The sequence below is a fragment of the Fimbriimonadaceae bacterium genome, assembly GCA_019638795.1.
Classification (GTDB): Bacteria; Armatimonadota; Fimbriimonadia; order Fimbriimonadales; family Fimbriimonadaceae; genus JAHBTB01.
In genome coordinates, this window is the sequence record JAHBTB010000001.1 from 158833 (window position 1) to 171548 (window position 12716).

Sequence of the window (12716 nt, forward strand, 5' to 3'; positions counted from 1 at the left end):
CCGTGAGAATGCCTGGCCCTACCCCACACCGGTGCCGCGGCGGTCGGCAGGCAGTTCGGCGTCGCGGTTCGCGTGGATGAAGAGCGACCCCTCCACGACTGTCCCGTCGAGGGGCTCGGCCCCGGGGAGCAACAGTCCCTTCAGCCAACCGTCGCGCACCAGGGCCTCGACGGTCTCCATCGCCTTGCTCAAGATGTCGCTGTTGAAGTCCATGTTGTCCCGTCGGAACCCGGCGGCGAGGTGGGACAGAGCCTTGAAGGCCGCCTTGTCGGTCTGGAACGCCTCGACGACGCGGCGCACCATGCCCACCATGGGCAACACCTTGTTGTTCCGGCTCCACCCGTCGACGCGCAAGACCCGGCCCTTTTCATACGACGGCATCGCGACCGGCACCGCCCGGCGAAGGTCGAGTTCAAACCCGTTGAACCCGCCGTAAGCCGTCTGGACCTTGTCGTCAAGAAACCAACGGTTGATCTCGTGGATGGCAAAGAAGCTGTAGCTGCCCAGCCCGCCCGCGTACATGTCCTCGTCGACGAAGCCGCCGGTGCCGATCCATTGGAACGCCTTGTCGGCGTCTAGCTCCATGCCTGCCTCGGCGGCGATCCGGCTGGTGAACTCCTTCAGTTCACTGAAGTGGGCGTTGGCACGGTACCAGTAGTCGGCAAACCGGATGTGCTGGCCGACCCGCCGCCGGTTTCGCCCGGTGTACTGCTCGAAGAGCCAGTCGCGGTCACCACCCTTGGCCAGTTCGATCACGGTAAACGCGGCCTCCCTCGCGCTGGCATGGGTCAGGGTGAGGCCGGCAGAGAGGATCGGGTCGGCAAAGCCGGCCGCTTCCCCGACCAGCATCCAGTTCTCCTCGGCCATTGTCTCGCTGATGAAGGACCAGTCCTTGGTCGCGGTGAAGTGCCCCTCGCAGGTGGCGTCCGCCATCAGCTGGCTGATCCGGGGCTCCTCGGCCAGGGCCCGCAAGTACAGTTCTTCGGGTCGCAGCCCGGTCGACTTGTAGTACTCGGCCGGGCAGACAAACCCGATGGAGGTCCGGGTCGGCCCCAACGGGATGAACCAGATCCAGCCGTAACCCAGGGACATGATCTGGATCCGGGTCCCGCCGACGCCGAGCTTAACCGCCCACTCCGCATTTTGCCAATAGTCGTAGAAGGCCACGTTCTTGAGCGCGCTGGGCTCTTCCACCGGGACCCCGAGGGCCCGTCGCAACGCGGCGGCGTTGCCGCTGGCGTCGATGTACATGTCCGCCGTCACCTGCTCGCCGTTGCCCAGCTTCAGATAGGCGATCTCACGTCCCTTTTTCCCGACGGAGGCGACCCCCGTCCCCTCGAACACCTCCGCACCCAGTTCGCGGGCATGGTCGAGAAGAATCTTGTCGTAGACCGCACGGTCGACTTGGAACGCGGTGCGCAACCGTTGCCCGGCGAACTTGGCGGGGCGCTCCTCGTCCTGGAACTCACCGTTCGGGGTGAAGTTGAAGTCCCAGAGGTCGCTTGTCTTGCCCCACCGGTAGGTGGCGCCGATCTTGACGGGAAAGCCGGCCGCCTCCACCTTGTCCCACACCTTCATCTCGTCGAGGATGTAACTGATGTAGGGGAGCTGGCTTTCGCCGACGTGGTCCCGGGGGAACGTCTCGCGTTCAAACACGGCCACGCTGAGTTCGGGGCAGTACTGTTTGAGAAATGTGGCGCAGGTCGAACCCCCCGGCCCCCCACCGACAATCGCGACATCGTAATGCATGATTGATTGGCTCCAAGATCGCCCGCGAATCGTTTCGCAACTCATGTTACACCCACCAGGGCGGCTTGTTGCAACCTGGACCAAGGCGCAGGGCCCCCTCGTCGTGTATAATCCGAATCGTTTCGCAAAGATGGCCCGTGGCACCGTCGCCAGAAGCTGGGCCCCACGCGTTCCCGACCGGTGGCTCCATGAGTGCGACGATCAAAGACATCGCCCAAAAGCTCAACATCTCCACGAGCACGGTCAGCTACGCCCTCAACGGAGGGCCCCGTCCGGTGCCCCCGGCGGTGAAGGAGGAAGTCCTCCGGGTCGCCCGCGAGCTGAAGTACCGCCCGAACCGCCTGGCCAAGTCGCTGGTGACGCGCCGCTCGCACACCGTAGGCATCCTTCCCACATTGGCGGCCCCGAACCTGGCGGTGTCCCCCTACTTCCAGATGGCGTTCAACGGCGTCCTCAACCAAGCCGAGATCCAGGGTTACGACGTGCTCGTCTTTTCCCGGCCGCAATCGACCGCGTCGAAGGCCGACGACATCCTGAGCGTGCTGTGGGACGGCCGCACCGACGGCACCGTCCTGATCGCGCCGTATGTGGACGCCCCGGTCATCCCGGCCCTGCTTCAACTAGGTGTGCCCTTCACGGTCGTCAACTCCCGCGTCGAGGGGGCGGTGTGCGTCACCTGCGACAACCGGCACGGCGTGGAGTCGGCCCTGAACCACTTGGTCGGACTGGGGCACACCAAGATCGGCCACCTCGCCGGGCCCGACGTCCTGGAAGACGCCCGGGTACGTCAAGCGGCGTTTGAAGACTTCATGCGGGACTCGGGCTTGGAGTTGAGGCCCGAGTGGATCGTCAAGACCGAATACACCAGCGAAAGCGCCGAGCAAGAGGCCCATGCCTTGCTTGACACGAAGGACCGGCCGACGGCGGTCTTTTGCGGCAACGACGAGGCCGCCCTTGGGCTTCTGCGGGCCGCCCGGGCCCGCGGCATCCGGATGCCGGACGAACTCAGCGTCGTCGGCTTCGACAACATCTTCAATTGCGAGCACATGCACCCACCCCTCACGACGGTCGAGCAACCGATCGGCGAGATGGGCAAAGCCGCCTTTGAAGCCTTGATCGACCTGATCGAGGGCCGACCGGCCCAAACCGTCGTCATGGAGACGCGGCTCGTCGTCCGCGAGTCCACCGCGCCGCCGGCGCGCCGGGCCTGACCCCGGGTCGACCAATTTTTCAAAATCAGTCCCACATTTTCGGCGACCTGTGTTATCATGCTCCCTGAGAAACGTTTTGCGAAACGATTCGCAAAACCCAACTCGGTGCCGAGAGGCACGTCAAACGATGTCGTGGCCCGCATGCCGGGCCCCCGATCTCGGTGGACGTTCACCGAACCCGAATCAAAGCCGAACGCATATGAGCAACCGCAAAAGGGCCTTCACCCTGATCGAACTCCTTGTCGTCATCGCGATCATCGCGATCCTCGCCGCCATCCTGTTCCCTGTCTTTGCCCAGGCGAAGCTGGCCGCGAAAAAGACTCAGGCGTTGAGCAACGCCAAGCAGTTGGCCATCGCCAACATCATGTACCAGGGCGACTATGACGACATGCTGATCAAGTCGTACTTTGGCTTCCCGCAGGCCCCCGCCTGCGACTGGAACCTGCCCTGGGGCACGCCGGGCCTCTTCTACAACTGGCGCTACGCCCTGCAGCCGTACATGAAGAGTGTGCCGTTGCTCGGCGACACGACCAACCCGTTCAACGCGGACACTTACTGGACCCAGATGTGGGACGGACAGGGTGCCGCCCCCAACAAGTACGCCCCCGCCAACTTCGCGGTCAACACCTCGCTGATCGGATTCGCCAACGGCTCCTGCGCCGGTTTGGGCGACAAGGAGGGCATCAGCTCCCTTGACCAGGTCCCCGAGGTCGCCGGCACGATCATCATGCTGCCGAGCCGCACCCACTGGAACGACGTTCCGTGGAGTTGGGGCACCTACTCTGGATTCCTCGGCGGCCCGACTGCCGGTGACCCCTACAACTCGTGGTGCGCCCAGACCAACCACGGCGAAGGCTCTTGGTCGTACGTCTGCCCGGGGACGGGCAACGGGCCGATCCACGTGGTCGGCAAGCAGGCGAGCTTCGTCTGGGCCGACGGTCACGCCAAGGCCAAGTCCTACCCGGCCACGTTGCGCATGGACGACACCGAGAACGACGACTGGTATTCGAAGGGGTCGATCAACGTGAACACGGGCATGCCGTTCAACTACGCCGACCGCCAAGCGGCCGTGGCGTCCGGGTACTTCCCCGAATATCGCTAAGAAGGGTCAGCGACGCTGGGGCCCCCGCTCGTCCGGGGGCCCCCTTTTCCACTCTCGTCTTCAAAACCAAACCAGCATGCGAGCAAAGATCATCACCGTTTCCATCGTTTTCATCGGGCTCTTCCTCCTGAGCGGGTGCACCGGCGACACGTCGGGCGACACTCAAGCCCCCAAGAAGCCTGAGAACCCCACGACGAGCCAAATGCCGCGGAGCAAAGAAGAGGCCCAAAAGATGTTCGGCGGCGGTGGCGGAAACCCTGTCGCGCCCAAGAGCAACAACTGAGCCATGTTGTGTCCGATGTTGGTGATGATGTCGATCGCCCAGCCGACGGCGCCCAAACTTGTCTTTGAGCAAGACTTCAGCAAGCTCAAGGACATTGACACGGCGGTCTGGACGTTTGACGACGGCCCGGCCTACAACAACGAGAAGCAGCGCTACACCGCCAAGGCGGCCCGTAACGCCTGGATCGAGGACGGCCGGCTGATCATCGAGGCCCGCAAAGGCCCCGACGGGACGATCACCTCGGCGCGCCTGACCAGTAAGGAATGCTGGAAGTACGGCACCTTCGAGGTCGTCTGCAAGGTGCCGCGGGGCCGGGGGACGTGGCCGGCGGCCTGGCTCCTGAACGACCGGCTCCGCTCGACAAAGCACGGTTCACGACTCGGTTGGCCGCTCTGCGGCGAAATCGACCTGATGGAGAACGTCGGGTACGAGCCCCAGGAGTTTGTCTTCTCCCTGCACTCGGAGAAATACAACCACACCAAGGGCAACTCGCGGACGAACCGGGTCAAGATCAACGAGACTGTCCCGACGTTCCATACCTACCGGATGCACTGGGACAGCAATGGGATCACGATCCTCATGGACGGTAAAGAAGTCTTTGCCGCCAAGAAGACGGAGTCCACCCTGGAAGCCTGGCCGTTTGACGACCCGTATTACTGGATCCTCAACCTTGCGATCGGCGGAGACTGGGGCGGGGCCAAGGGGATCGACCCCGGCATCTTTCCCGCCCGCTACGAGATCAAGTCGGTGCGGGTCTGGCAGTGATCGGCGCGGCCTTGGCTGGGACGGTGGTCCCGGCCGGGCCGCGCGCCCTACCCGCGTGCGGTGGCCCCGTCGACCCCCGGACGGAGCTTGTCCGGAGCCTCAAACCGTCCGCCAGGGGCGTCTTACCCAAGACGATGCGGCCGGCAATGGGCAATCTGACACAATAAGTAAGGATTTGCCGCCCCAGGGCGCCCTCCCGGCGCGGCATACTCAAGTCGTCCGACAGCCATGCACGAGTCGCTCCGAACCCGCATCAAAGAGGCAACCCGACCGATCCACGACCTGATCGACAACCACCCGGCCAGCCTGACCGTCCTGTCTCCGTCGGTGACCCTGGCTGACTACGCACGGTTTCTCGGTCTGACCTTTGGGTTTCTCCGGCCCCTGGAAGACTCCCTGGTCGCCTTCGGGCTCGAAGGATTCGTCCCTCGGTCACCGGCGATTCTCGAAGACCTCCGCCGTATCGGCGTGACGGAGGAGTCTCTGGCGTCGATCCCCACCGCCCGGGGCGTCGAGCCCTTGGCCAGCGAGGGTGAGGCGATGGGCCTGGCTTATGTGATCGAAGGCTCCCGCATGGGCGGCATGGTCATCGCCAAGCATGTGGGCCGCCACCTGGACTTGACGGGCGAGAACGGACTTTCCTTCTTCTTGCCTGCCCATCCCCACGAGATCTTGGCGTGGTTCCGCAAGTTTGTCGCCCGGCTGGACAGCTTTGCGAAGTGCTCCTGCGAAGAACGGGAGGCCATGGACGGGGCCTTCGGAGCCTTTCGCCTGGTCAAGTTCTGGCTTGACAACGCTCCCCGCTGGGAACCGGCCTTCGTCGGCTGAGCAGGGACGTGACCGTTCTCCGGACGGACCGCGACGACGACCGGCTCCCTGCCCTTGTCGCTGGACTCGACCGGATGCTCCGGGAACTCGACGGCGAGGAACTCCACGGGACACTGTCGGTTTACAACCGGCTTGAAGAAGGTGCGCAAGTCGTGGTCGTCGAGGTGGACGGTGTGCCGGTCGGGTGCGGGGCCATGCGGGAGCGTGGAGACGCCACGGCGGAGGTGAAGCGGATGTTCGTCATACCTTCGGCCCGGGGCCGGGGGGTCGGCCAAGCGATCTTGACCGAATTGGAGACGTGGGCGACCGAACTTGGTCACCAATACCTCTTGCTCGAAACGTCCGCCGACCTTGCCGACGCAATCCGGCTCTACCTACGGTTTGGATTTGTGCGGGTTCCCAACTATCCGCCTTACGACACGATCGAGCACAGTGTTTGTTTTCGTAAGCGGATTTCTTCCACCGGTTGAAGAGCCAGCTTGGCCGGCTTATGCCGGCCAAGCTCTGCCCCTATCTCATGCCGAAAACTGCATGAACTTGGGTTCTCCTTCCTTTTCGTCGGACTCGTCCTGTTCGTCCCAGTCCGGCACCGAGAAGACCCTGGGGCGTTCGCGCAGAGTCATGGGATGCTCTTCGCGCACGGTCAAGTACTTGGCGGTCGCGCTCAGATAGCCCGCCGCCCGACGGCGGATCTCCGCAAGCCGTCGTCTCTTGGGAGCTGACCCGCTCTGAGCCTCCAGACGCTCGGCCCGGTCGGCCTGCTTTTGGGCCCAGTGACGTAGGACGGCGACCTTGATGGCGACCGGGCCGCTGCTCTGGACAAGCTGCTTGGTTTTCTCGACGATGTTTGAGACGAACGCGCGTTCGACCCGTTGTAACAGACGCATAGACACCTCCTGATGCGTGTGGTCGGTGAGAATGCGGAGCACTCTCTTTCGATGCGTCGACGAGGTTAGCTGCCGGGTTAGAGCCGAAAGGTACTCTTCCTCTTCTGAGGATTCACCCCACTGTCGGTGGGTCCCCCGCTCCGCCCGAAGGGGCGGATTAGACTTGTCCCTATTATACCGCAGTCCGTCGGTGAGACGGGGCCTATGACACCCGGACAGAAAGAGCCGGTGTTTCCACTTGACAATGCTTATAGATTTTATCAACTGTGTGGCGGACGCAAAAAGTCGCCCAGTCTTGCGGTAATCTAGCTTCCGTTTCGTTTGCTTGGAGAGACACAGATGAACAAAATCCTTTTGCTCGCGTCGGCCACCCTTGGCTTTGCCGCCCTGAGTTCGGCCAACCTCGTCGTGAACGGCGACTTTTCCCTGACTGTCCCCAACGTGGGATTTGGCAACGGCTGGACCGGCACCCTCAATGACGGTGCGGGCGGGTGGCGGGCCACGGGTGGCAATCCGGACGGCACCTACATCATCAACTCTAACGGTTCGACGTCCAGTAACCCGAGCTTGGCCCAGGACATCACCGGCCTGGTGGTGGGAGCCACCTACGTCGTGAGCGGCGACTACGCACGGGGGAACATCGGCGGCGGGACCGACAAGGACTTCGGCGTCACCATCGACGGCAACACTTGGGAGTACACCGTGCCGAGTTCCGACACTGACTTCGCCCACTTCAGCGAGCACTTCGTCGCGACTTCGTCGAGCGTGACCCTCCTGCTTGAAGCCGAGCGCCATGGCGACCACGACGCCCGCGTCGACAACATCTCCTTGGAACTCGAATCCGTTCCCGAACCGGCCACCATGGCCGTGCTCGGATTGGGCGCCCTTGCCCTGCGACGGCGCAAGAAGGCCTGACCCGACGTCAGCCTGTGTCCGAAAGCCCGGCCGGAGAGTTGCCCGCCGGGCTTTCGGACACTTGGACACCCGCCTCTGAGGTTGACTAGTCGAGTGAGACGGTGGTTCGCGGCGCTCTTGGTCGGCTTGGCGGGTTGCTCAGCGCCGGTGAAAGACGAGTCGGCCCGGCCCGTGCCGCAAGCACCGCTCACGACTCTGTCGAACGGATCGATCGGGCTCAAGGTCGGCCCTGACGGCTTCCCCTCTCCGACCATGTGGCTGGCCGCCCGGTCCACCGGGACGGGGCCAGACCCGGCGCAGGCCGTCCCCTGCCCTCTCCGCTTCCGCCTTGTCGACACCGAAGACCCAAGCGTCCGATGGACCGCCACCGTCGCGGCCTCGTCGCCAGCGGAGAACCGCGTCACCGTCCGGTGCAAGGGTCGCCGCTCGACCGTCGTCTTGGAGTACTCCCTCCATCCTGACCGGCCCGCCCTGGCCGTCCGCGTCTGGATGGACGGGCCTTACAAACCCACTGTCCTGCACTCTGAGGCCGTCGCGGGTTCGCCCCTGGTCGCCCGGTTTACCGGTGACGCCGCATCCTTGTCGCCTGGAGGCGAGATCGAACTGGGCGGCGCGGCCAAGACGCTGGTCGTCTCCCTGCCAGGGACCGACGCACCGCCTTGGCCGTCAGTACCCGCCCCACCCACCGTCAAGATCATCGGTGACGAGGACGCGGCCCGTGCCCTGGACGGCATGATCGGCCGGCTCGTCTCAGGCTATCGGTCGGGGAATTGCTGGGGCCCGTTCAGCCTCACGGACGGCAAGTTTCAGGGCCGGGTTTTCTGGGACCTGGACGCCTGGGTGCAACCTGCGATGGTCTTCCTGGACCCGGAGACCGCGAAGGACGCCGCGACGTGGCGCCTCTCGACCCTGCCCCAAGCCAAGCGGAACTATGACGCCTGGGTCGCCCAGGGCCGCCCCGTGAGCGACAAGAAGAAGCTCGCCGACGTTGGGCCTGTCGGGACGGCCCCGCCCGGCGGGGCGATGTTCGCGTGGGAGTCGTCCATGTCGGGCGAGGAGCTCAGCACCGCGCCGACCCGGTTCGAGCACCACGTCACCGGATCGGTCTGCCTGGGCCTGCGCTATGCCTGGCTCGCCGGCCTGGTGCCGACGGCAGACCTTCGGGCGGCAGAAAGGGCCGCGTTCCGCTTCTATGAGGCCCGTTCGACTCCACGCGGCCCGGCGCCGGCCGACATCCGTTCCGTGGTGAGCCCCGACGAGTGGCATGTCGTCGACAACGACCTCTACACGAACAGCCTGGCCGACCGCCTCGCCCGGCACGTGCCCAAGGACGACCCGATCCGGTTCGGGCTCCCCCGAGACGAGGTGACCTACATGGCGTACCGAGGCGACGAGATGAAGGGCTACCAGCAGGCGTCGGCCCTCCTGGCCGTATGGCCTCTGGGCTCGGTCAGCGACCGCACCGAGGTCGGAAAGATGTACGATCGGTTCGCGGGCAAGGAAGCCCGCCAGGGCCCCGCGATGACGAAGAGTCTGAACGCCCTGGTCGCGGCACGGATCGGACGGGCGGACGAAGCCTTGCGCCAATGGCGTGACAGTTGGCGGCTCTACACCGACGACCCCGGACTCCGGTTCCGCGAGAAGCAGAAGGACGGCGAAGGCTACTTCTACACCGGTGCGGCCGGATGCGTGAACGCCTTCCTCTACGGCTTCCTCGGGCTCGACCTGACCGAGTCCGAACCCCAGGGTGTGCCCTGGAAGGAGCGCACGACCTCGGGCTGGGTGTCCTTGAACCCCCACCTGCCCGGCGCGTGGAAGCAGGTCGACATGAAGGGACTATGGATCAACGGACGCAGGCGTCACGTCACAGTTACTTCATCAAAACTTGAAGTTACCGATCCAAATTGAACTTTACGCAAGCGATAAATATCCGATCCCACAGACTTGAAGTTTTTTCGGCTCGCCATGCGACGGTTTCCATCCCAGCATGCCGACACTCCCCTTGTGCAGTCCTGGCCCGAGACCGGTGAAACTGATGTGCTCCGCACCAGCTTCGCCAAGCTGGCCCCTCATGCAGACGCCTTCGCCGAGCAGGTCTATGCGAAGATGTTCGATGCTGCGCCGGAACTGAGAAAGTTGTTCCCGAGCGACATGCAGGCCCAACGCGCCTTGCTGATGCAGATGCTCGAGAGCATCGTCGCCAACGTGGACAAGCCCGACGAGGTCCAGGCCCAGCTCCGTTCGCTTGGGGCCCGACATCGTGGCTACGGAGTGCACGGCGTCCACTTTGTCGTGTTTCGCGCCGCCGTCATCGCCACCCTGCGCGAGCTGCCCGAGCTCCATTTTCGAAAGGATGAGGTCGCCGCGTGGGACAAGATGGTGCGCGGCTTGGCGGCGGGCATGGGTTTCAAGATGAACGCCGCCGCCTGAACCCGACTCCCCACCCCCTCGGGGCGATCCGCTACACTGGTCGCCATGAAGACGCTCGTCGTCCCCATTTTCGCCCTCGCCCTCCTCGCCGGTTGCGGGTCGCCCGCCCCGGTCGACACCTCGGCCCAAGACGTCGAGGGAGACAAGCCGGTCGTGAAAAAGGAGGAGCCACCGGTCTCAGCGACCACGAACGAGGCAGGTGTCCAGATGGCGACGGTGTCGGTCGACGGCAAGTTCTCGCCCGCCGAGGTCCACGTGAAGAAGGGACAGCCCGTCGAGCTCGTCTTCGACACCAAGAACCGCAGTTGCGCCGAGACGGTCGTCTTCAAGGTGATCGACCAGACGGTACACCTGAAGGACGGCGAAAAGACCACCGTCAAATTCACCCCGAAAGACGCCGGCACGATCGACTATGCCTGCAGTATGGACATGATCAAAGGCAAGATCGTTGTCGAATAACCTTGATCATTTTCTTCGGCTCGCATTGCTGCTGATGACAGCAGAATTGCGAGACTTATCCTGAATCCTTGACAAGTTGTTCTCAAGACACCCTGGTCGGGGGCTAACTTGCAATACATTGAAGACGATGAAAGTCCGTCTTCTTCTCGTTGCTGCCCTCGGCGCCATTGCGGCGACGGCCCATGCCGACCCCTACTCTTGGATCAAGTGGAACTCGTTCACGAGCAACTCGGCCGACGGCGTGATCACGACCTCGAACGGCGCCACCGCCGTCCACCTGTCCGGGTCGGTCAACAACGTCCTGTCGAGCTATCCCTCGTGGACTCCGGTCACGTCCTATCGTGACGGCGTCGTCATTGACAACGCGCCCTACGAAGGGCAAGCCGGTTCCGACCACCAGATCGTCCAGATCCTCACCACCGGGGCCTATTCACTGACTTTTGACAAGCCAGTGGACCACCTCGCGTTTGCCGTGTGGAGCCTAGGCCAACCGGGGCAGGCCGTCCGGTACACCTTTGACCAAGACCTGAACTTTATCGCCGGTGGGCCGGGCACCGAGTACGGTGGGCAGTCGATCACCACCGGTTCCAACTGGCTCGAAGGACGGGAAGGCAACGGTACCGTCGTTTTCGACGGGCCGTTCAGCACCCTCAACTGGGACATTGACAACCCCGAGTCTTGGCACGGCTTTACGGTCGGCCTCAAAACCGCCCAATCGGTCCCCGAGCCGGCAACCATGGCCGTCATCGGTCTGGGCAGCCTGGCCCTGGCCCGGCGTCGGAAGCGCTGAAGGCGGCATTCAACAGTTCGACGGCCCGTCTTGCTTGATCAAGACGGGCCGTCGATTGTCACCGGTCACCGGCGACGACGCCGAGAAAGCGCCAGTGCTCCGGCACTGAGCACCGCCAAGGAGAACGGCTCCGGAACGGAAGCGACGCTGAACCGCTCGATGTTCAGAACGTCCCCCGAAGTCAGCCCTAAATCGACTCCCGTGATCGGGCCGTCGCTGATGAATCCGACAAAGTTCTCGGTACCAATGCCACCACCGGCCACCGAAGTGCTCGACCCGTCACTCAATGACACGGGGACGTCGGCGGCACTCCAATTGTCGTAGACGAGCCCCATCGCCATCACGCCGCCTCCGAGGTCGATGTGGACGTTGGTCGCCGTGATCTGCGCAGAGAGACAGGACGCAAGGCTGTTAAAGTAGCCAGATCCACCATATGTCTTGTCAACCACGAACATTCCGTCGACGTCGCTGGTGAATGTGGCCGGGCCGTTACCCATAGGCCCTGTCCCGAAGTAGACGAAGGAGCCTGCGTCAGCAATTCCCTCAAAATCGTAGTTGGACACGTTGGTGACAGCCCCTAGCCAAGTGACCTCAGACGTGTAGAACGTCGTGGTGGCCGAGCCCAGGGCGGAAATGACAAGCACAGGTACAAGCAGATATCTCCTCATTCCTCAGTTCTACTTCAGGTACCTATACCTGCACCCAAGAAACTGATCGCGGTGCGGAAAACAGGCAAATATACGTATGACGACAACTGACTTCACCATCCGACCCTGGTGCGACGACGACTCGGTGGAACGGCTGACCGATCTGCTCCACTCAGCCTACGCGGAATGGGGCCAGGCTGACATCTACTTCACCGCCGTGGGCCAAGACGCTTCCGTGACGCGGGAGCGCCTTGAGGGCGGGACAACCTGGCTTGCCGTGGACGGCGAGGCTTGGATCGGTACGGTGACGGTCTACCCCGGAGCAGGGAACAGCATTGCCTACTACAACGACCGCCCCGGACTCTGGTACTTTGGGCAGTTCGGTGTGGACCCGGCCTGGAAAGGGCGCGGCGTCGGCCGGGCCCTCTTCGAGACCGCCATGGCCCATGCCGTCTCCCAAGGGGCCCGGGAGTTCGCCTGCGACACGAACCGGGAAGCCGCCCGGCTCATCGCCCTGTACGAGCGGTGGGGCTTGACCCAGGTTGGTCAGCACACCTGGCCCGGCGGAGGGCTCAGTGTCGTCTTGGCGATGCCCCTGCCATGCGGAAAATCGGGCGGGCGACAAACAGAAAGAGGACCCGGCTGACGCC

15 protein-coding genes are annotated in these 12716 nt (G+C 63.7%); 12 read left to right on the top strand and 3 right to left on the bottom strand.

Features of this window, described 5'->3' with window-relative positions; genetic code table 11:
- Positions 1 to 18: 18 nt before the first annotated feature.
- The gene (locus KF857_00745; GenBank protein ID MBX3110509.1) at positions 19 to 1749 is read right to left on the bottom strand and encodes a tryptophan 7-halogenase; all 1731 of its coding nucleotides are present in this window, start codon (positions 1747 to 1749) and stop codon (positions 19 to 21) included.
- Positions 1750 to 1937: 188 nt separating this feature from the next.
- Here KF857_00745 and KF857_00750 point away from each other — a divergent pair, with 188 nt between their 5' ends.
- The 6 genes from KF857_00750 (at position 1938) to KF857_00775 (ending at position 6408) form a co-directional block, all read left to right on the top strand.
- Positions 1938 to 2960, top strand: a complete 1023-nt coding sequence (locus tag KF857_00750) for a LacI family DNA-binding transcriptional regulator (protein ID MBX3110510.1) — start codon at positions 1938 to 1940, stop codon at positions 2958 to 2960.
- A gap of 199 nt (positions 2961 to 3159) precedes the next feature.
- A complete protein-coding gene (locus KF857_00755; GenBank protein MBX3110511.1) occupies positions 3160 to 4062 on the top strand; it encodes a prepilin-type N-terminal cleavage/methylation domain-containing protein in 903 nt (300 codons plus the stop codon).
- Between the two features lie 76 nt (positions 4063 to 4138).
- Entirely contained in the window at positions 4139 to 4345 is a 207-nt protein-coding gene (locus KF857_00760) for a hypothetical protein (protein ID MBX3110512.1), read from the top strand.
- 15 nt (positions 4346 to 4360) lie between these two features.
- On the top strand, positions 4361 to 5110 hold the full coding sequence (locus KF857_00765; protein ID MBX3110513.1) for a glycoside hydrolase family 16 protein: 750 nt from the start codon (positions 4361 to 4363) through the stop codon (positions 5108 to 5110).
- A 228-nt stretch (positions 5111 to 5338) separates the two neighbouring features.
- The gene (locus KF857_00770) at positions 5339 to 5938 is read left to right on the top strand and encodes a biliverdin-producing heme oxygenase (GenBank protein MBX3110514.1); all 600 of its coding nucleotides are present in this window, start codon (positions 5339 to 5341) and stop codon (positions 5936 to 5938) included.
- Positions 5939 to 5946: 8 nt separating this feature from the next.
- Positions 5947 to 6408, top strand: coding sequence for a GNAT family N-acetyltransferase (locus KF857_00775; protein ID MBX3110515.1), 462 nt, complete (start codon positions 5947 to 5949; stop codon positions 6406 to 6408).
- 45 nt (positions 6409 to 6453) lie between these two features.
- Here the strand turns inward: KF857_00775 and KF857_00780 are convergent, their stop codons facing one another.
- Entirely contained in the window at positions 6454 to 6825 is a 372-nt protein-coding gene (locus KF857_00780; protein ID MBX3110516.1) for a hypothetical protein, read from the bottom strand.
- 339 nt (positions 6826 to 7164) lie between these two features.
- On the opposite strand from KF857_00780, the gene KF857_00785 reads away from it, so the two are divergent.
- The 5 genes from KF857_00785 (at position 7165) to KF857_00805 (ending at position 11419) form a co-directional block, all read left to right on the top strand.
- On the top strand, positions 7165 to 7740 hold the full coding sequence (locus KF857_00785) for a PEP-CTERM sorting domain-containing protein (GenBank protein MBX3110517.1): 576 nt from the start codon (positions 7165 to 7167) through the stop codon (positions 7738 to 7740).
- A gap of 93 nt (positions 7741 to 7833) precedes the next feature.
- Positions 7834 to 9648 carry a hypothetical protein gene (locus tag KF857_00790; protein MBX3110518.1) on the top strand — a complete coding sequence of 605 codons (1815 nt, stop codon included), beginning with the start codon at positions 7834 to 7836 and terminating at the stop codon, positions 9646 to 9648.
- Positions 9649 to 9744: 96 nt separating this feature from the next.
- Positions 9745 to 10170 carry a globin gene (locus KF857_00795; GenBank protein ID MBX3110519.1) on the top strand — a complete coding sequence of 142 codons (426 nt, stop codon included), beginning with the start codon at positions 9745 to 9747 and terminating at the stop codon, positions 10168 to 10170.
- 45 nt (positions 10171 to 10215) lie between these two features.
- Positions 10216 to 10629, top strand: coding sequence for a cupredoxin domain-containing protein (locus KF857_00800; protein MBX3110520.1), 414 nt, complete (start codon positions 10216 to 10218; stop codon positions 10627 to 10629).
- 127 nt (positions 10630 to 10756) lie between these two features.
- The gene (locus KF857_00805; GenBank protein MBX3110521.1) at positions 10757 to 11419 is read left to right on the top strand and encodes a PEP-CTERM sorting domain-containing protein; all 663 of its coding nucleotides are present in this window, start codon (positions 10757 to 10759) and stop codon (positions 11417 to 11419) included.
- Positions 11420 to 11484: 65 nt separating this feature from the next.
- Here KF857_00805 and KF857_00810 read toward each other — a convergent pair whose 3' ends face one another.
- A complete protein-coding gene (locus KF857_00810; GenBank protein ID MBX3110522.1) occupies positions 11485 to 12087 on the bottom strand; it encodes a PEP-CTERM sorting domain-containing protein in 603 nt (200 codons plus the stop codon).
- 76 nt (positions 12088 to 12163) lie between these two features.
- On the opposite strand from KF857_00810, the gene KF857_00815 reads away from it, so the two are divergent.
- Positions 12164 to 12712 carry a GNAT family N-acetyltransferase gene (locus KF857_00815; protein ID MBX3110523.1) on the top strand — a complete coding sequence of 183 codons (549 nt, stop codon included), beginning with the start codon at positions 12164 to 12166 and terminating at the stop codon, positions 12710 to 12712.
- The last annotated feature ends 4 nt before the right edge of the window (positions 12713 to 12716 follow it).